The organism is Paludibaculum fermentans, from assembly GCF_051172195.1.
GTDB classification, from domain to species: domain Bacteria; phylum Acidobacteriota; class Terriglobia; order Bryobacterales; family Bryobacteraceae; genus Paludibaculum; species Paludibaculum fermentans_A.
This window is the reverse complement of record NZ_JBPJAQ010000001.1, coordinates 4020408-4040445: the sequence shown is the minus strand read 5'-3', so window position 1 is coordinate 4040445 and position 20038 is coordinate 4020408. Positions and strand designations below refer to the sequence as shown.

The 20038-nt window shown below is 62.4% G+C and carries 14 protein-coding genes; 8 read left to right on the top strand and 6 right to left on the bottom strand.

The window, feature by feature from the left end; genetic code table 11:
- The first annotated feature begins 16 nt into the window (after positions 1-16).
- The 5 genes from ACR9Y2_RS16380 (at position 17) to ACR9Y2_RS16360 (ending at position 8230) form a co-directional block, all read left to right on the top strand.
- Positions 17-2725, top strand: a complete 2709-nt coding sequence (locus tag ACR9Y2_RS16380) for a PIG-L family deacetylase (RefSeq protein WP_435042497.1) — start codon at positions 17-19, stop codon at positions 2723-2725.
- A 7-nt stretch (positions 2726-2732) separates the two neighbouring features.
- Entirely contained in the window at positions 2733-4091 is a 1359-nt protein-coding gene (locus tag ACR9Y2_RS16375; RefSeq protein WP_435042496.1) for a 6-phospho-beta-glucosidase, read from the top strand.
- A 13-nt stretch (positions 4092-4104) separates the two neighbouring features.
- A complete protein-coding gene (locus ACR9Y2_RS16370; protein WP_435042495.1) occupies positions 4105-5451 on the top strand; it encodes an APC family permease in 1347 nt (448 codons plus the stop codon).
- Positions 5452-5477: 26 nt separating this feature from the next.
- Complete coding sequence (locus ACR9Y2_RS16365) at positions 5478-6386, top strand: carbohydrate kinase family protein (protein WP_435042493.1); 909 nt, start codon at positions 5478-5480, stop codon at positions 6384-6386.
- Positions 6387-6454: 68 nt separating this feature from the next.
- Positions 6455-8230 carry a beta-L-arabinofuranosidase domain-containing protein gene (locus tag ACR9Y2_RS16360; RefSeq protein ID WP_435042492.1) on the top strand — a complete coding sequence of 592 codons (1776 nt, stop codon included), beginning with the start codon at positions 6455-6457 and terminating at the stop codon, positions 8228-8230.
- 94 nt (positions 8231-8324) lie between these two features.
- On the opposite strand, the gene ACR9Y2_RS16355 is transcribed toward ACR9Y2_RS16360, so the two are convergent.
- Positions 8325-9845 (bottom strand): M81 family metallopeptidase, encoded by a 1521-nt coding sequence (locus ACR9Y2_RS16355; protein ID WP_435042491.1) that lies wholly within the window; start codon positions 9843-9845, stop codon positions 8325-8327.
- 94 nt (positions 9846-9939) lie between these two features.
- Positions 9940-10620 (bottom strand): hypothetical protein, encoded by a 681-nt coding sequence (locus tag ACR9Y2_RS16350; RefSeq protein ID WP_435042490.1) that lies wholly within the window; start codon positions 10618-10620, stop codon positions 9940-9942.
- A gap of 348 nt (positions 10621-10968) precedes the next feature.
- Here ACR9Y2_RS16350 and ACR9Y2_RS16345 point away from each other — a divergent pair, with 348 nt between their 5' ends.
- A complete protein-coding gene (locus tag ACR9Y2_RS16345; protein ID WP_435042489.1) occupies positions 10969-11334 on the top strand; it encodes a glyoxalase superfamily protein in 366 nt (121 codons plus the stop codon).
- A gap of 11 nt (positions 11335-11345) precedes the next feature.
- Here ACR9Y2_RS16345 and ACR9Y2_RS16340 read toward each other — a convergent pair whose 3' ends face one another.
- On the bottom strand, positions 11346-13826 hold the full coding sequence (locus ACR9Y2_RS16340; protein ID WP_435042487.1) for an ABC transporter permease: 2481 nt from the start codon (positions 13824-13826) through the stop codon (positions 11346-11348).
- Between the two features lie 78 nt (positions 13827-13904).
- Positions 13905-14930 (bottom strand): NAD(P)-dependent alcohol dehydrogenase, encoded by a 1026-nt coding sequence (locus tag ACR9Y2_RS16335; RefSeq protein WP_435042486.1) that lies wholly within the window; start codon positions 14928-14930, stop codon positions 13905-13907.
- A gap of 174 nt (positions 14931-15104) precedes the next feature.
- Between ACR9Y2_RS16335 and ACR9Y2_RS16330 the strand changes: the two genes are divergently transcribed.
- Positions 15105-15518, top strand: coding sequence for a VOC family protein (locus ACR9Y2_RS16330; protein ID WP_435042485.1), 414 nt, complete (start codon positions 15105-15107; stop codon positions 15516-15518).
- Between the two features lie 449 nt (positions 15519-15967).
- On the opposite strand, the gene ACR9Y2_RS16325 is transcribed toward ACR9Y2_RS16330, so the two are convergent.
- Complete coding sequence (locus ACR9Y2_RS16325) at positions 15968-16675, bottom strand: hypothetical protein (RefSeq protein ID WP_435042484.1); 708 nt, start codon at positions 16673-16675, stop codon at positions 15968-15970.
- A 332-nt stretch (positions 16676-17007) separates the two neighbouring features.
- A complete protein-coding gene (locus tag ACR9Y2_RS16320; RefSeq protein ID WP_435042483.1) occupies positions 17008-18903 on the bottom strand; it encodes a hypothetical protein in 1896 nt (631 codons plus the stop codon).
- A gap of 136 nt (positions 18904-19039) precedes the next feature.
- On the opposite strand from ACR9Y2_RS16320, the gene ACR9Y2_RS16315 reads away from it, so the two are divergent.
- The gene (locus ACR9Y2_RS16315) at positions 19040-20008 is read left to right on the top strand and encodes an SDR family oxidoreductase (RefSeq protein ID WP_435044872.1); all 969 of its coding nucleotides are present in this window, start codon (positions 19040-19042) and stop codon (positions 20006-20008) included.
- Positions 20009-20038 lie beyond the last annotated feature (30 nt).

Sequence of the window (20038 nt, the reverse complement as noted above, 5' to 3'; positions counted from 1 at the left end):
TCTTCACGAGGGACTTATGAGAGCCGTTGCTATTCTTCTGACCGTCGGCCTGACCTGGGCTCAAGCGCCGTATGAGACTTCGATCCGGCCGTCGGTGGTGCAGCACGAGATTTCCGTGAATCGCGGCTCGGCCGCATTGTGGCAGAGCTTGAGAAAGCTGCAGACGCGGGCCAGCCTGCTGATGGTCACCGCACACCCCGATGACGAGGACGGCGGCATGCTGGCCTACGAGTCGAGGGGACAAGGTGCGAGGGTGTCGCTGCTGACACTGAACCGAGGTGAGGGCGGCGCAAACGTGATGTCGCCCGACTACTTCGACGCCCTGGGCCTGGTGCGGACGATGGAGTTGCTGCAGGCGGGGCGGTACTACGGAGTCGACCAGTTCTGGACGAGTGTGGTCGACTATGGGTTCTCGAAAACTAAGGCCGAGAGCATCGGCAAGTGGACGCACGACCGGGTGTTGTCCGATGTCGTGAAGGTGGTGCGGGAGGTACGACCCCTGGTCATCACATCGGTGTTTGTGGGCGGGCCCAGTGACGGACATGGGAATCACCAGACAGCGGGGGCAATGGCGCAGGAGGTGTTCCGTGCGGCCGGCGACCCGAAGATGTTCCCGGAACAGATTCAGGCGGGATTGCGGCCATGGTCGCCCGTGAAGGACTATGCCCGGGTACCGTTCGGGCGGAGAGGCGGCAGTGAGCTCGCGGCGAACGTGCGGATCCCGGCAGGCACGTACGATCCGGTGCTGGGGTATTCGTATGTGCAGGTGGCGCGGGAAGGGCTGGGTCTGCAGAAGTCGCAGAACGGCGGTGGAGCGATGCCGAAGGCCGGTGAAGTGAGCAGCGCGTACCACCGGTTCGGCGCGACGATCGAGGCCAAGGATACGGAAGAGGGCTTCTTCGAAGGGATCGATGTGACACTGGGGGGGATCGCGACGCTGGCCAAAGGCGGAGACGCGGCGTTCCTGAAGGCGGGCCTGGCCAGGGTGAACACGGCTGTAGAGGATTCGATAGCGAAGTTCTCGGCGGTGAAGCCGGAGCTCGTGGCGCCGTCGCTGGCGGCAGGGCTGAAGGCAACGGTGGCGCTGATTGAGGCGGTGGAGAAAAGCGGCCTCGATGCGGATTCCAAGTACAACGTGCTGCACGAGCTGCGGATCAAGCAGGTGCAGTTCAACAACGCACTTGCCCAGGCTCTGGGCTTGACGGTGTATGGGACGGTGGCTCCTGAGAAGGAGCCGGATCCGATGTACGCGATGTTCATGGGCGATCCGGATACGATGCGGATGGCGATTCCGGGGCAGACCTTCGGAGTGAACGTGCGGGTGGTGAATCCGAGTACTACTCCTGTGACGTTGGAGCGCCTGAGCGTGGAAGCCTACGAACAGAAGCAGAACTGGATGGTATCGAAGGTGGCGGGCGGATCTACCGGAACGATCTCGGGCAACAAGCCGGTGGATGCGAAGTTCTCAGTGAAAGTTCCTGGCGACGCCTCATATACACGCACCTACTTTTCGCGGCCCGACCTGGAGCAGCCGTTCTACAACATGGACGATTCTCGCTGGACGAACCAGCCGCTGGCGCCCTATCCCCTGGCGGCGTGGGCGGAGTTCCGCTATGAAGGTGTACCGATCCGGATTGGGCAGGTGGTGCAGACGGTGAAGCGGGAGAACGGCTTCGGGCCGGTGTTCGAACCGCTGGCCGTGGGTCCGGCGGTTGGGGTGGCGATCGAGCCACGGGCAGGAGTGGTGCCTTTGGAGGCGAAGACATTCCCAGTGAAGGTGACGGTGCACAGCAATGTGAAGGGTCCGGCGAAAGGCGCGGTACGGCTGGAGCTGCCCGAAGGATGGAAGTCAGAGCCGGCGGTAGGCGAATTCCAGACCGCGGCCGAGGGGCAGGACCAGTCAGTGACCTTTGCCGTGACGCCTGCACAGTTGAGCAGGAAAGCGTATCAGATCACTGCAACGGCGGAGTATGGAGGGAAGAGATATCAGGAGGGCTACCAGTTGACGGGCTATGCGGGCCTGCGGCCGTACTTCCTGTATCATCCGGCGACGTACAAGACCAGCGGTGTGGACGTCAAGATGGCGCCGGACCTGAAGGTGGCCTATGTGATGGGAAGCGGAGACGATGTACCGGCCTCACTGGAGCACCTGGGGGTGAAGGTGACCTCGCTCTCGGCGTCGGACGTGGTGTCAGGCGAATTGAGCCGCTTCGACGTGATCCTGCTGGGCGTCCGCGCGTATGCGGCGCGGCCGGAGCTGAGCGTGTCGAACAACCGGCTACTGGAGTTTGTGAAGCAGGGCGGCGTCCTGATCGTGCAGTACAACACACCGGAGTTCGACCACAACTTCGGGCCGTTCCCGTATGAGATGGGGCGGAACCCGGAAGAGGTAACGGACGAAGCATCGAAGGTGGAGATTCTTAAGCCCGAGCATGAGTTGTTTGCCTGGCCAAACAAGATCACCGCCAAGGACTTCGAGGGGTGGGTGGAAGAACGCGGCTCGAAGTGGATGAAGTCGTGGGACTCCAAGTATGAGGCGCTGCTGGAGACTCACGATGCAGACCAGCCGCCGCAGAAGGGCGGCCTGCTGTACGCGAAGTACGGCAAGGGCGTGTACATCTACAACGCCTACGCGTTCTACCGGCAGCTGCCGGAGGGTGTGGATGGAGCGTACCGGATATTCGCAAACATGCTGAGCCTGGCGAAGAATCCGAAGATCCGGTGAAGAAGCGATGAAAGCAGCGATTCTGGGCGGGGGTGGTGTGCGCACACCCCTGCTGATCCACGGACTGGTGCATGCCGCGGGGCTTCGTGGACTGAGCGAGGTGATGCTGTTCGACGCCGATGAAGCGCGGACAGAAATGATCGCGGCACTGGGTCGCGAGATTGTGCAGCGCGCCGGAGCGAGTGTCCGGATCGGCGTCTCCACGGACCTGGCTGCCGTGGCCGAAGGAGCGGGCGTCGTATTCAACAGCATCCGCGTGGGCGGCATCACGGCGCGGGCAGCCGATGAGCAGGTGGCGATGGCGCACGGGCTCGCGGGCCAGGAGACGACAGGCCCGGGCGGGGTCGCGATGGCATTGCGAACGATCCCGGTGACGCTGATGCATGCGGCGACGGTGGAACGGGTGGCTCCGCGGGCGTGGTTCCTGAATTTCACGAACCCGGCCGGACTCATTACGCAGGCGCTGCTAGAGCATAGCGGCGTGCGTGCGGTGGGAATTTGCGATACGCCGATCGAGCTATTCCACCGAATTGCAGGGGCATTGGGCGCACAGGTTCAAGAGATGGAGTTCGACTACGCGGGACTGAACCATCTCGGCTGGGTGAGGCAGGTGCGGCTGCGCGGGGAAGATGTGACGAAACGACTGTTGCGCGATGAGACGCGGCTGCGGGCAGTCTATCCGGACACGACGTTCGATCCCGAACTGATGCAAGCCCTTGGGCTGATCCCCAGCGAGTACCTGTTCTTCTATTACCGGCAGCGGCGGGCACTGGCTAACCAGATGCGTGCGGGCGCGAGCCGGGGTGGTGAGATTGCGCAGCTGAATGTCGAGTTGTTCCAGCAACTGGGGCGTGTGGACTCGGCGCACGGCCTGGACATCTATAAGAACTACCTGCGGAGGCGCAACGCATCGTATATGAAACTGGAGACGGAAGCCGGGTCGGTGTTCGGCGACAGCGGCCATACGGAGGATCCATTCGAGACGGCGACGGGCTACCACCGCGTGGCTGTGGCGGTGTTGGAGGCGTTGGAGTCGGATGAGGATCGGACGGTGGTGGCGAATGTCGCAAATCGAGGCGCGGTAATGGACCTCGAAGCCGAGGACGTCGTCGAAGTGCCCTGCGCAATCAGCCGCAGAGGAGTTGTGGCGAAACCGGTTGGCCGGCTGCCGGAGAGTGTCCGCGGGCTGGTCTTGGCGGTGAAGGCATATGAGCGCGCGACGATTCGGGCGGCAGTCGAGAAATCGGGCCGTCTGGCGGAGCTGGCGATGCTCGAGTATCCGTTGATCGGCCAGTGGGATCTGGCGCGCGAGCTGCTGCAGGCACTGGTGCAGCGCGACCCCGAGCATCTCGGCTACCTGGCCTGAAGGCGTAGATTCCATGTCCAATTCACAACCGGAACTGCGGCGGGGCATCGGCCTGTTCCAGGCGACATCGACGAACATGCTGGAGATGATCGGGATCGGCCCGTTCATCACGATTCCCATACTGCTGGCAACCATGAATGGCCCACAGGCGCTGCTGGGCTGGGTGATAGCCGGGATCCTGGCCGTATGTGATGGGCTGGTGTGGGCGGAATTGGGCGCGGCGATGCCAGGGGCGGGCGGGCCGTATCACTACTTGAAAGAAGCGTTTGGACCGGAGTCTCTGGGGCGGATGATGAGCTTCCTGTTCCTGTGGGAGACGACGGTGATTGCGCCGATCTCGCTGGCATCGGGCGCGGTGGGCTTGTCGATGTATGTGAAGTTCTACTGGCCGGCAATGGGACCCTGGCAGGCGAAGCTGGTAGCGATGCTGGTGTGCCTGCTGTGCATGGTGCTGCTCTACCGGGACATTCGGGAAGTGGGCCGGCTGTCGGTGGTGATGTGGGTGGTGGTGATGGCAACGGTGGCCTGGGTGGTGATCGCCGGGCTGCTCAACTTCCAGTTCAGCCGAGTTTTCGATTTTCCGCCTCATGCCTTCGATCTCTCGCCAAAGTGGCTGGCGGGGCTGGGCGGTGCGTCCCTGATTGCGATCTACAGCTATGGCGGCTACTTCAACGTGTGCCTGTTCGGCGGTGAGGTGAAGAACCCGTCGCGGACGATTCCGTGGTCGATCCTGTACGCGATTCTCGGTGTGGGTGTGATTTACGTGTTGATGAGTGTGACGATCGTGGGGGTGGTGCCGTGGCGGGAGGCGATTCATTCAACGTCGATCGTGTCGGACTTCATTGAGCGCATCTTTGGGCACTGGGCCGCGAATCTGATGACGGCCCTGATCCTGTGGACCAGCATCGCGAGCGTTTTCGCTATTATGTTGGGCTATTCGCGGGTACCCTATGCCGCGGCCGTCGACGGACGGTTCTTCCGGGCATTTGCCCGCATGCATCCGACCAAGGCCTTTCCGACGTTTTCCTTACTCTTCATCGGCTTCACGGCGATGATCGCGTGCGTGTACCCGCTGGACGCCCTGATCAGCGCTTTGATGGTGATCCAGATTGTGACGCAGTTCATGCCGCAGGTGATTGCGGTGACCATGATCAGGCGAAACCGGCCGGACATTCAGCGGCCTTTCCGTATGTGGCTGTATCCCGTGCCGAATGTCCTGGCGTTCTGCGGGTGGGCTTGGATTCTGCTGTCGAGCGGCTGGCAGTTCATCGCGCTTGGGTTCGCGATCCTACTGGTGGGCATCGGGGCCTACATGGTGCTGGCGCGGCAGCGAAGGGAGTGGCCTTTCGCCGGCGCATGACGGGGAGCACGGACCTGGATGTGATCGTGGCAGGCGATCTATTCATCGATCTGGTGATGACTGGCTTCCCAGCGCTGCCGGGCTTGGGTGAAGAGGGATTTGCTTCGGCCTGTCACCGGGAGGCGGGCGGCGGGGCGGCCAACACGGCGAGTGGCCTGGCGCGGCTGGGCCTGCGATCCGCGGTATTCGCAGTGGCGGGCGCGGATTCGATGGGCTGGATGGAAGAGCGGTTCTCCGAACTCGGAGTAGACACGTCCCTGTTGATCGAACATCCGACGGAACCAACGGCATTGACTGTGGCGGTTTCGACTCCGGCGGACCGGATCTTCTACACCTACTATGGCGCCAACGCTCTGTTCGCGGAACTACTGGCGGACCGCGAACAATGGCGCCGTTTCCAACGGGCACGGCACGTGCACTTCGGATTTCCCGTTGCGCCGGCACTGCTGCGGGAGCTGGCGGTGTGGCTGCACAGCGAGGGGATTGGGGTGTCGATCGATGTCGGCTGGCAGCAGGGATGGCTGGACGATCCGATGGTACTGGCAGCACTCAGCGAAGTCGACTGGTTCCTGCCGAACGAGCATGAGGCTGGGCGGATCACCGGTGAGGGGGACCCCAGGCGCATGCTGGCGTGGTTCCGGCGGAGGGGCGCTCGCGGCGTGGTGTTAAAACTGGGAGCGGCGGGCTCAGCGGTGTTGGATGGCGGCACATTCTGCCACGTGCCTGCGGTGCCGGTAGACGTGGTGGATACGACCGGCGCGGGTGACTGCTTCAATGCCGGATTCCTGTACGCGGCACTGAGCCGTTTCCCGATGGAACAGGCACTCCGTTTGGCCAATTTCTGCGGGGGATTGTCCACGCGCGCAGCGGGCGGGATTGCCGGGTTTCCACAGGCCGTTGAAGCGATGGCGGCCCGGTTCAGGAACGAGCGATAACCCTTCACGGGGCCCGAATTCCTGACCATTTATGCAAGATCTCCTCAGGTGATAAAAAGGAGACAGCTATGACCCGACGCACGCTTTTGGGTACGGCGGCGGCCTTGGCGCCGAGCCTACCTCGCTTGATTGGCGCCCCTGCCACGCAGCCCGCACCGACTTCGAATCACTTCAGCCGACGCTATAACCTGACCCTGGATCGGGTCCGCGGAAAGAGCATACCGGAGTATTCGCGCAAGCTGGTTCTGGCCGATACAATCCCGGAACCCGGACGGCGATTCACCGAATTCAGCGGCGATGTTTCCGGCCGGTATATCGGTGCATTGGCGGCTGTATCAGCTGACCGCCACGAGGAGTTTCCGGAACTGCGGCCACTTGTCGAGGAACTGTTCCGCAGGCAGAAACCTGAGGGTTACTTCGGAGCGTCTTTTCCGGCGGAAGGTGTATCGAAGCAGGACATGGCCCTGCTGTGGGGCAACGGGCGGCTGCTCATCGGTTTGATGGAGTATGCCAGGCAATCGAAAGACGCCCAGGCGCTGGCAGCGGCGCGGAAACTGGGCGACTTCATTGTGCGCATCGCTCCGGAACTCAACTCGGACAAGACCAAAGCCCAGTTTGAATCCGGCGCTTTCGCCATGGGGTACATCTGCTGGACTCAGATCATCGAAGGTCTGTCGGAACTCCACCGCGTGACGGGCGCGCCCCAGTACCGGAGCGTTGCGGAAGCGATGGCACAGCGGACGGAGCGCAAGCCTGGCGAGCACAGTCATGGGTTCCTTACGTCGCTGCGCGGGGTTGTGGACCTGTACGAGGTTACTGGCCAGCGGGCGCTGCTCGACTGCGCGAAGCTCGAATGGAAGAGTGTCATCGACAGCGGCAACCTGCTCGTTCCGGGCAGCATCCCTGAGGCGTGGAAGCCGAAAGCGCGCCGGACCGAGGGGTGTGCGGAGGCCGACTGGCTGCGGCTCAGCCTGCGACTCTGGGGCCTCACGGGCCAACCACAGTATCTGGAGCAGGCTGAACGCACATTGTTCAATGAGTTCTCCATGAACCAGTTCGATACAGGGGATTTCGGCCATCGCGTGGTTTCCCGAACCGGCTCACCCCTGGGCGGAATGGACGAGGGCGGAGGGACGGCGCGCGCCTGGTGGTGCTGTACATTGCATGGGCTCCGCGCGTTCCCTGACGTCCGTGCGCACGTATTTCGAGTGCAGGGCGACAGAGTCTCCTATGACTTGCCGTTGGAGGGCTCGTGCGAAGCCGCAGGCTGCCGCTTTGCATCGGTGTCCATGCTGGAGACGGAGGCAATGGCTCGCATCACCATCGAGGCGGCGAGCGGCAAAGCGGCGCCGTTGCTGGTCCGGCAGCCGGCCTGGGCACGGGCGGTCCAGCTTTCTGTGAACGGATCAGCGATGGCGACGGAGCTTCGCGATGGCTACCGCGCGGTGAGCCGTGCCTGGAAGGTGGGAGACCGGGTCGAGGTCCGCTACGACATGCGCTCACGCAGCGAACGAGCGGGCCGCGATGCGCAGTTCACGCTGTGGCATGGTCCCTGGCTACTGGGCGTCGACGAGACGAGGAATCCGTATTTCTTTGACGAGCCCATGGAGAGCAATCGGCTCACGGTGCCGGTCTTGAAGGGCGGGGCGGTCGAACTAGAACGGGATGAGTGCCTGCCGGCGGGTCCGTTCGCCGTAACGCAGGCACGGTTTGGGATTCCGTATCTACCTGGCGGCTACCCCATGAGTCCTGGAAAGGCAGTGCTGACTCCGGTGGCGGAGCAAACGGGATTCCATAGCGCAGCGTGGGAGTATGTCTTTCACCTGCAGGGCAATAATACATAGCGTCGAGGCGCGACAGCCATGCGAGACGGGAGGGGGATTTATGCCCCTCCCAATCTCCGACTACTGCGCCCTTGGTCCCTGCTGAAGGCTGTTACTACCGGTTCCGCGCGGACGGGTAGACCTTCGGGGTGAAGGTCAGGTTGTCTACGAAGGGGTAGCTCGGCCGGCGATAGCGATTCGGCGGCAGGTGGACGATGTCCTGGTTGATCGACCCATCGGAGAGCGCCATGAGGCTGGGGTTGGCGATGGGCGCCAGTTCCGGCGACAGATAGCCCGACTTCACAACGATGATCTTGAAGGATTTGGGATCCAGGCCAAAGCGGGTGAAGTCCTTGATGTCATGGTAGGGCCGCCGGTAAGCGGAAAGGACCAGGGTGATGCCCTGGATTTCGACGACCGCTTCGCGGCGTGCCGGCTTCGCATCCGCAAGCAGGTGTTTGACGACAGCTTCCGCCTTGACCGGCTTGCTGGCCTTGGGATCGAGGGTCGCGCCGATGGAGAGCGGGATACGAGCGCCCACGCCAGCTTTGTAGCAGGCTTCCGTTGCAGGCCGGTCCGTGATGCCGGCGAAGACGACGTGCTGCGCTTTGTGGCGCAGCAAGGATTCGAGAACCGTGGCCTGATCGCCGTTGCCGCCGCCGGTGGGGTTGTCGCCGGAGTCGGCCAGGATCGCGGGCTGGGTCTTCGCGGCCATGGCGCGCTGGACGCATTCGTCCACGGTGCAGGTCTCCGTGCCGAACTGGAACTGTTTGCGCGCGTCCCAATATTGCTGGGCGAGGTTCGTTGCGACTTTGCGCTGATTAGCGGGAGCTGTGCCCGTGACGACTACGGACGCGGTGGAACGGGGCTCATCGGCCCAGACATAGCCCACGAGCATGCTGACGTCGAGGACACCGGATTCGCGATTGAGAGCGGGCAGTTGCGCCCACAGCCGCTTGCCGGGTTCCCACTCCGTACTGCTGCGCTCGCCGGGCATGAGAACGGGCACCGGCGCCCACATCAAGGTAGGGCGGATCTTCTCGCGGAGACAGTGCATGAGCATATCGGTGGCACGAAGCATGGTCTCTTCGCGGTCGATGTGGGGCGCGGTACGGAATGCAGACATCATGTCGATGTTGTCAATGATGGTCTGGCTGATGTTCCCGTGGAGGTCGTAGCTGGCGGAGATGAGGCAGTCCGGCCCGACTACTTTGCGAGCCGCCTGATACCAATCGGCCTCAGCGTCCTGCATGCCTTCGACAAACATGGCGCCGTGCATCGGCAGATAGAGGCCGTGCAGGGGCATGAGCGCTTCGAGGCGCTTCAGGAATTCGGCTTTGATCGTGTCGTAGGTCTTGCGCTCGACGGGGCCACCGGGAACAGCCGAGGCGACCAGGGTCGGCATGAAGGTGGTGGGGTAGCGCTTTAGAAACTTGAACCGGGGGCTGGCGGTGAGTTCCTCGCCGCGGAGAATGGTGAACTCGTCCAGACGGGTCAGGAGCCGGCTATAGGTGCTGCACTCGATGGCGATGCCGCCGTAGGCAATGCGAAGGCTTTGCGGCGGGGTTTGAGCCGTCGTGGCGGTGGCGGTGAAGGCGGCGAGAGAGGCGCCTTTGAGAAATGAGCGGCGATGCATGCTTCCAGGATCTCTGATTTCCGGGCAGGACAGTGGACCGGCAGGACGCTTCCCTCTCGAGGGCAGGATCCGCTGGACCCGGACGGCAAGCCCGCTAATGCAGTTGAGGAATGGAGCCGAGAGCCCGCAGATCGAGTGAAGTAACGCCAAGTCTCTGCTGGAGCCACCGGGCCCTGTCGAGACGGGCCGCGGAGTTCAGGGCGTGGCCGGCGTCGTAGAACTCGAGTTGCTTGGGGCCGTTGAAGTACTCCAGGCTCCCGCGCACAGTCTTCTCAGGCAGGTCGCTGTCAGAGCGGCCATTCTGCAAAAACACAGCGGAGGGCGCCGCGTGGCGAGCGAAGGGTAATGAGTCGTCCCAGGGGAACTGCCGGAGATAGCCTTGAATCGCCGCCTCTCCCACCTTTTTCCGCCAGGCTTTCAGTTCAACGTTCTGCTCGTCATAGATGAAATCCCGCAGCGAGTAGGTATTCGCCAAGAGCACGAAGGATTGAATGCGCTTCTCGACACCCGCGAGTTTAGCCCCAACGCCCGCGCTGAAACTGTGGCCGACATAGGCCACTCTTTTGGAATCCACGTCTTCGCGGAGCAGCAGGATGTCGAGCGCACGCCTCCATTCGCGGGCCATCTGGAGTGCAGCCTTGGGTTCCTGGCCATGAGTGAAATCCTGATCTTCTACAACGCCTGTGCGCACCAATGGAGTGTCCAGCAGCAGGCATACGGCTCCGGCACGCGCATAGACGGTGGCTTCCTCTAGAAACTCCGTGTGATTCCGCATGGGGGACCCAGCCATCATCCAGTGGCCGAACAGGATCAACGGGAACCGCCCCGGCCGATCAGGTGTGATTAGAATCCCGGGAACCCGGCCGGAGACCGGACTGGCAAAGGAGATATCGAACGCCTGGACGCCAGGACTTCTCTTCGCTGGCGACAATTTGAGGTCGTGAGACTGGCTTGGGTCGTTGTGGAAAAGTCTACTCAGATCGTCGAAGCTCTTACTTTGCGCACGGACAGCCAGCATAAAAATGAGGAGTGCCAGGACGATCTTCATTGGAACTATTCTCGCTCAGGCGCCAAACAGCGGTAAATTGCTCCAAGATGGCGGCGTGCGCTAGCCTAGCGAAATATGGATCGGGCGATCGCTATCCTTCCAACCGAAGATCTTGCCGTTGCGAAAGTGTTCTACGTCGACGGACTCGGCTTTCAAGTCACGTTCGAAGCTTCCGAGGACGGCCACACGGGACTTCTGGGACTTGCGCGCGGGGGCATCGAGCTCACCCTCGATTGCCCGATGAACGGCCATGGCCGGAATGCCTGCGTGTCGTTGCATGTGGACGATGTTGATATGTACTACCGCGAGTGGAGCGCCCGGGTGGCTGTGCCGCGCGCGCCAAAGAACGAAGAGTGGGGCGCGCGGACTTTCGGCTTAGAGGATCCGTCGGGCAATACGATTTTCGTTCTCGGTCCAGTTCGTGACGAATCCCTGGAGTAGGCAGGACCCCGTCACTCATACCGCAATGCACGGATCGGGTCCAGCCTCGCGGCCCGGCGGGCGGGCAGCAGGCAGGCCAGCAACGTGACCAGTGCCAGGAATGCCGCCGTGACCAGGAAGATGAGGGGATCATCCGGCTCCACCTCGTGCAGCAGGCTCGCCATGACCCGGCCCATGGCGAAAGCTCCAGCGATGCCCAGGCCAAATCCGACGAACGCCAGCGACATACCCTGGCGCAGGATGTCGCCCAACACGCGCAGCCGTGTCGCCCCCAGCGACATCCGGATGCCGATTTCGCGAGTACGCTGCGTAACCACGTAGGAAAGAACTCCATAGATCCCAATGGCGGCGAGGAGTGCGGCCAGCAGCGCAAACGAGCCCACAAGAGAACTCAGGAAGCGCTGCCCTTTTGAGTTGTCGTCGACCACATCTGAGATCGTCCGTTCGCGGTAGAGGGCGAGACTGGGGTCAATGCCGGCCAGGGCCCGGCGCACAGCGGGGGCAATACTGTATGGCGGAACATTGGTGTGCAGCGTGAGGAATACGCGACTGGGCGCGTAAAGGGAATCGTAGGCTTCGGGCTGCGGTTTTTCAGTCAAACCCCACTGCCGAACGTCCCCCACTACGCCGACCACTTGACGCCAGGGTCCGTTCTCGTCGCCACCGCCGCCAGAGAACATACGCCCCAGCGGATCCTCGTCCGGCCAGAGGGTCCGGGCCATGGTTGCGTTGATGACGGTGGCGTATACCATCAGGTTGCGCTGTTCAGCGGGGAGTTGGGAGCCCTTCTCCCAGGCCTCGCGGCGGCGGGTATCCAGCTCCATCGCGTTCCGGGTGTCCGTAGCTGTTGGCAGCCGGCCTTTCAGGACAGGAATCCCCATGGTGCGGAAGTACTCAGGCGTCACCCTGTGCGATTCGACCAGGGGCCCGCTCATCTTCTGCGAGACGCGGCCACGCAGCTGGACATAGTAGTTGCTGCCGCCTTCCAACGGCAACCGGTCGCTCAAGGAGGCGGTTTGGATTCCGGGGATCTTGCGCACCTGGTCAAGAAGCTGTTGCGCAAATCCGGCACGTTGCTGCTCTGTCTTGTAGATCGCCTCAGGCAGTTGGACCGCGCCGGTCCAGAGCCCCTCGCGCCGCACTCCAATCTCGACGCCGCGGACGCGGACGAGGTCCTTGAGCAGCAGTCCGGCCGAGATCAGGAGAATCATCGACAGGGCGATCTCGCCGACAACGAGTCCATTGCTCATAAGTCGGCGCCCTCGGCTAGGACTGATGGAACTGCCGGCTCCGCCCTTGAGTTCCTCGAACAGATCGGGACGGGCGGCTTGCAAGGCAGGGGCTAACCCGAAGAGGATCCCGGTCAGCACCGTCAACCCCAGGGCGAAGAGCATCACGGAGCCGTTCAGGCTGATGGTATTGAAATTAGGCAATGCAAAGCTCTTGATCTTCGGCAGCAAGGCGATGAGTCCCCAGCCGAGCAGAACGCCCAGGCTGCCACCCACTAGGGAGAGCAACAGGCTCTCAGTGAGCAATTGGCGCAGCAGCCGGATCCGGGAGGCACCCAGCGAACTGCGCACCGCCATCTCCTTCTGCCGGCCCACGGCCCGGGAGAGCAACAAGTTGGCGATGTTGGCGCAGGCAATGAGCAGCACCAATCCAACGGCGGCCAGCATCATCAGCAGTGAGGTCCTGGATTTGCCGGCCAAGTCATCCTGCAGCGGCACGACGATGGCGCTCACCTTGTGGTTGGTATTGGGGAAAGCTTTTTCGAGTCGTGCGGCGATCAATGAGAGGTCCGCATGCGCCTGCTGGACGGTGATGCCGGGCTTCATGCGCCCGATGGCATTGTAGGAGTGGCTGCCGCGTTCGCCCAGCCCTTTGCCGGACATATCGAGGGGTATCCAGAGCCGTGCGTCGGCCGGAAAGGAGAAGCCTGCCGGCATCACTCCGACGATGGTTCGCTTGCGGGCATTCAACTCCAGCACCTGGCCGACGACGCTTGGGTTCCCGCCGAACCGCGTTTGCCACAGCGCGTAGCTTAGAATGACCACGTCGTCCTTGCCTGGCTGATCTTCACCTTGCGCCCAGGACCGCCCCAGGACGGGGGTGACGCCAAGCAGGGAGAAGAAATTGGATTCCGTGGGTACGGCGCGCACCGGATCCGGCTGACCCTGCCCGCTGAGGTTCATGTCGCTGGGCCAGGAGTACAGGGTCATATCGGAAAAGGTACTGTTCTGGCTCTTCCAGTCGAGGAAGTCGGGCCCGGTGAACGGATATTTGCCGGGCGCTGCTTCGGTCTCATAAAGCCGCACAAGTTGATCAGGATTCTGATAGGGCAGTGGGCGCAGGAGAACCGCATCCATGATGCTGAAGATGGCGGTGTTGGCCCCGATACCGGCGGCCAGGGTCAGGGCGGCGGTCAACGCGAATCCACGCGATCTCAGCAGGGTCCGGAGGGCGTACCGCAGGTCTTGGGCGAGAGTTTGCATGGGAGTCCCCTTTGCTCTGCGCTCTGGGCGCAGCGAGTGTTCCCGAACATAAGCTAATACGACGAACTGGGGGGCTGGTTAGCAGGTATTTTCGCGAAAGGCGGCGACGTAGGATGGAAGGATGGCCGGCTCGATCAGGATGATCACCTGCCCCTTCTTGTGGCCTGCTTCCACATACCGGTGGGCTTCGGCTATTTCAGCCAAGGGGTAGCAACGGTCGATCACGGTCCGCAGCTTTCCGGACTCAATCAACCCTTTCAGGAACAGTTGATCCTCGCGGCTGCCGGCAGCCACACCACCAACGACTTTGGCGGCTCCAGTGATGGAAGTCCACATACTCTGGAAGGCGCCCCGCAACATGGCCAGGAGCTTCCCGGAACCGCCAACCCGAACGTAGTAACCACCGCGCTTCAACGCTCTCAGACTGCGTTCGAAGCCGCTGTAGCCCACCGCATCAAACACCATGTCGTACACAGGGCCGGCACTCGAGAAGTCTTCTCTGGTGTAGTCCAGCACGTGGGCCGCGCCGAGCGATCGAACCAGTTCCATGTTGGCGGAGCTACAGACTCCGGTGACTCGCGCTCCAAAATGGACCGCGAGTTGGACGGCGAAAGTTCCGACACTGCCGGACGCCCCGTAGATCAGCACGTTCTGCCCAGCCTGGATGTTGCCTTTTCTCAGGAAATGAAGCGCTGAAAAACCCCCGAAGAGGACGCCGGCTGCTTCTTCCATGGTGATATTCTCCGGTTTCGCGGCCAGCGTGCCGCCTTCCGGCAGGCAGACGTATTCGGCGTGGGCGCCGAATTGGAAGCCGGTGCCGCCAAAGACCTTGTCGCCCGGTGCGAAGAGTGTCACAGCCCTGCCTATCGCAGCAACGGTTCCGGAGAATTCCATCCCGAGGATGATAGTCTTTTTCGGACGACGGAGGCCATTCATGAAGCGGATGAGGAAGGGGTCCGCCTTCCTCATCCTCCAGTCAGCCGCGGAGACGGTGGCGGCGTGAATGTGAACGAGGACTTCGTTGTCCCTCGGGATGGGCCTATCAACCTCCTCGATGTGGATCACGTCTGGAGGTCCGTAACGAGAGTAGACGGCAGCTTTCATGGTACTTCCCAGCCTGCATCCGACCGATGGTTCCACATTCTGGCGGCGAACGCATCCGTTGCCCAGGTAGCGGATTGCGAAATAGGCGGCGGCGGATTGGGGATGATAAGGGGCGGACGCCCGCGAAGTATTCCGGCCGGGCAGTCAGGATGGCAGGAAGGAGCTGAACAAGTGATGAAACTGCACACCTATCTGAACTATGGCGGAAATTGCCAGCAGGCGTTCCGCTTCTACGAAGAGCACCTCGGCGGGCAGATCTCAATGATGCTGACCCGCGGGCAGCAGCCGAATCCGGAGGGCGCTCCGCCAGAGTGGAGTGATTCCATCATGTATGCCCGAATGGACATCGGGGAGACGGAACTGATGGGTTCCGATGTACCGCCTGACCGCTTTCAGCCCATGCGGAGCGCCTATCTTTCCCTCAGTGTCGACAGCACGGAAGAGGCTGAGCGCATTTACGCGTTGCTGTCCGAGGGGGGCCAGGTCTTCATGCCGATGGAGGAGACCTTCTTCGCCTTCCGGTTCGCCATGCTGCGAGACAGGTTTGGCACGTCGTGGATGATCCTGCATGAACGGCCGAGGCCGTAGAAGGGCCTGATGGGTCGGCCAGGGGGCGGGCTGCGGACGAGGGCGTCCGCCGTCCCGGTGTGGTGGGTTTGTGGCTTCGTTTCGTCGAGGAGCTGCAACGGGCTAGTGCAACGGGTGGCCTTTGGGGAGTCCATCGCTCAGGCTCCGCGCTTGGGGTTTGGGTTTGCTTGGTTTGTGAGGTTTTTGGGGTGTTGCCCGCTCCTTGACGATCGTGGTTCGTTGCGGCTTCCGTCGTTTCGGCGGCGTGGAGGGGCATGCGGGACTCCGTGGAAGACACGCGGGTCGCCCGCCGCTTGCGTTCCGGGACTGGGGTTGGGCCCGCCCGGGCGACCTGCAAGGGACGCCCCGGAAGGGGGATTGAGGTGAGGTTGTCAAAGATCCGGTCCGGAGGGGCGAGTCCGGTTGGCTTCGATTCGTCAAGTCGCGGCGACGCTGCCTGGACGTGGCGTTCAGAGGCCAGCGACGTCGTAGTTCAGGTTGGGCAGTCCGTCCGGGCCGACCAGGTTGGCTTCGTTCCGTGGAACGCGAACCGGCTGGAGATCGGCGATGGGGTCCTGGTTGTCGGGGTGGTTGGAATCGATGCCGGTGGTGAGGTGTTCGAGGGCTCGGCGGGGGCGGCCATAGCCTTCATAGAAGAAGAGTTCCTCGGTGTTCTTGGTCAGGCGCGAGACTTCGGCGAGGGGGACGTTCTCGCGAATGCCTTTGACGACGTCGGGGTGCTGCTGCCCGAGGGCGGCGCGTTCGGTTTGCAGTTTGCTGAGCTCTTTGATGGCGCGGTACAGGCCGCGTTCGAGGTCGCGACGGTAACGGGCATAGCGGTCGAGTTTGGCGGCGTGGGGGTCTGTCTCGGCCAATGGGTCCGTTTCGGCAAGGATGAGCGATTCGAAGAACTCGATGCGGCGGAGGTTCCAGGTGTGGGAGAGGACGCGGTGGAAGATCTCCTCTTCGAGGCAGCCGAAGGGGCGGGTGTCGAGGCGCAGTGTGGCCTGGAGGGCATTGAACTCGGCGCGGTCCTCGGGTGTGATGTCGAGGTTGCGGGCGGTGAAGCCGTGGCTGCGGGCGTTCTGGGAGGCGCGGGCCTTGCCGACGGGGGACACGGGTCCGGTGGAATATTTCGCGTTCGCCTGGTTGGCGTTGATCTGAGCTGCGGTCGCCATGATGTGAATCTCCTTGTAAATGAAAACGGCCGGCTTCGTGGCCGGCGCGATTCCAGAGTAAGGGGTGGGTCAAGAGGAATGGGATGGTTTTGGGAAGCCGGTGTTGAGAATAAAGGATAAAAAGATTTTTAACTCCTGTGAATGAAGATGGCTTAATGGGGAAATTGAAGGAGAAGTGGCGTGGGGGGGGCATGGATTTGCGCAGGTGCGGACTTCCTCCCGAGCATCGGGATAGTCTTTGTCGGGCGATTCGAGGTCGCAGCCACGGGTTGGATGGATTCAAAGCTGCTGCCAGCTCCGAACCTGGAGTGAGGCGGCACCAGGATGCTGCCCTACCCTGCTACGGACTCGATTTTAAATTTGGCATCCTCTTTGCCGGATAGCGCGGGTTCCGCGTCCAACAACTGGATGAACGCCCTGGTGATGCGGTCATCGATCTCGCCCACTCGCTGAATCTCCACCGGATAGCGAATGGTGATTTCGAGGCCTGCGTCGATGAAGCGCAGGCGGCTCTCCGGACGCGGGGCGTCGGTATGCACGAGCATGGAGGACTGGAAGTTGTCGTGTTGCCGCTCGACAATACCTCTATACTCGCCCCAAATCCCCTCCACCACTTCCAGCAGCTTGCGCTCCAACTGCGCATAGTCCGCCCTTCCGGAGAACGTGAGCACTACGGCGCGCCAGACATAGTCAATGCCGGGCAGTTGCTTAAACATCGCCGAAGGCTGGAAAAAGATAGCATTCGGAAAAACAACGATGCGCCCGGTGGGTTTCAGGACAGGTCCAGCGCCGCCGAGTTCCAGCAGGTAGAGCCGGAAGAGCCCGACATCCGCCACTTCTCCAGTCACACCGGAGACCGTGACGCGGTCACCGACCCGGACACCCCAGCGGCCGACGAGGAAGAAATAAGCAACAACAGAGACGAGAACGCTTTGCATGGCCACGGCGATGCCGGCCGCGGAGAAGCCCGCGAACGTCGCCAGCGATCCGAACTCGGTGACGAAGCTGAGCGTGAGCAGGAGCGCGACCGCGCAGCCAACCACAATCCTTCTCAGGACGAGGAATTGCCTGCGGCGGCGCAGGTCCTGAACGTAGCGGACGGTGGCGCGCCGTGCGAGTTCAGACAGGCCAAAGAGCAGTAGGAGGGTGACACACAGCATGCCGATCCGAAGCAGAAGATACCGCAAGGCCGAGTTGTAGCGTTCACCCAGCACTCGGCGCCACTCCGCGATGCGGCCACGGCTGGCATTGATCTGGGCTGATTGCTCGCTGAGTGGAGAAGAAGAAGCGGATAGATGCTTGAACCGCGCCAGCAGTTCGTCGATCTGCTTGCGCTGCGCATTCAACGCGTCGATGTTGGAGGACTCGGGTAATTGGGCCAAGGCATCGCCCCGGCGGATGACGTCCCGCAATGCAGTGCGCAACGGCCCGCGCAGCTTCTCAGCGGTCTGGCGCAGGGCCTCTGTTTCTTCGGCGAGGCGATCGAGGCGCCCTATCCGTTGGGATACGGAGAAGGCTTCGCCTGTGAGACCGACAATCCCAGAGGATTCGGGATGGAAGTCCAGCGCGGCGGCTGGCCGTGAGGCGGCCGCTTCGGCCATCGCTTTCTGGGACGCGCCGGCCTCAGGAATTGTCCGTTCCATGGCTGCGATTTTCGCGCTAAGCCCGCCTTCGTCCGGTGCGCTGAGAAACCCAATGAGCGTGCGCAAAGCATCGCGGCGCGCTTTGGCAAAATTCGATTCACTGGTCACCTCGTCACGTTGCGCCTGTAAGCGCGCGCGGGCAGCGCCTGTGGCGGTCTGCAATTGCGCATTTAGTCGGTCTAGTTCCGCCTGTGATTGCTCCACACGCTGGGCCGCTGCTGCAGCCGACTGCGCCAGTGTGCGGCCACGGGAATTCCCCTGCGGTTGATTCTCGGCTGGGCTTGACGACGGGATCGCGGCCTGCGCCTTGGCGAATTCGAATGCGAGCCGGACCGCTTCCGCGGAATTCTGCTTCAGCGCGCCGGCCAGGACGGTCTGGGTTGAGTCGTCCGGAGATTGGGCTAGCGCTGCTACATCCCGGAACCACGCCGTGGTCTGGGCAAGGTATTGAAGGATATCCTCATCGCGCAGAGGGCGCTGGGCGCGGAGTTCCAGGCCGCCCGCAGATACAAGGAGCAGGAGCGCCAGCGCGACCCAGTTGAAGGCGCGGCGCGGTGCCGCATGGGAGAACGAGGGGCACCACATCTGAAGTCAATTTTAGCGCAGGCAGTCTCCAGACAGTCCACGCCGGACGTTCGCCCCGTGCTGCTCCCTGTTGCCGTGGAGATTGACGAATATCACAGGACATCTCTGCTACTAGTGGAGGAACGGAATGATTGACATGAACTGGTCGCTGAATCCGAACGCACTGCGGGGCCGGGTGGCCGTGGTGGCGGGCGCAACGCGTGGGGCCGGACGCGGCATCGCAGCAGCATTGGGCGAGGCGGGGGCCACAGTGATTTGCACAGGTCGCAGCACGCGCGGCAGCCGGTCTGAATATGACCGTCCAGAGACGATCGAGGAGACGGCTGAGCTCGTGACGAGCCTGGGCGGAACGGGCGTTGCTGTCGCGATGGATCACCTGGATCCCCTACAGGTCGAGAAGCTGGCGGAGAGGATTCGTAAGGACTATGGACACATCGACATATTGGTGAACGATATCTGGGGTGCGGAGATCCTGAAAGGCGGACCCGCGGACTGGAATACGCCAATCTGGGCGCACGACCTGGCCAAAGGACTGCGCATCCTGCAGCTCGCCGTGGATACTCATCTGATCACGTCGCATTTTCTTCTGCCGTTGCTGATCAACCAGCCAGACGGACTGCTGGTGGAGGTCACTGACGGAACGAAGGACTATAACGACACGCACTATCGCATCTCCGTCTATTACGATCTGGCCAAGACCGCTGTCAACCGTCTGGCCTTCTCGCAGGGGCACGAACTCGCCCAGCATGGCGGGACAGCGGTAGCGATCACGCCGGGCTGGATGCGTTCAGAGATCATGCTCGAACATTTCGGAGTGACTGAAGAGAACTGGCGGGATTCGTTGAAAGAGGCCGGCGAGCGCACTGGTCCGGGTGCTCCACCGGATTTCGCACTGTCAGAGACGCCGCGATTCGTGGGGCGAGCCGTGACCGCACTGGCTTGTGATCCCAAGCGCTCCAGGTGGAACCAGCGTTCAGTCAGTTCCGGCGAGCTGGCCCGTGAGTACGGCTTTGAAGATGTCGATGGATCGCGCCCGGACGTGTGGCGCTTTCTCACAGAGATCCGCGAAGCAGGCCATGAGGGCCGGTATGAGGACTACCGTTGACGAGCCCAACGCACGGCGGGGCGGCCCGCC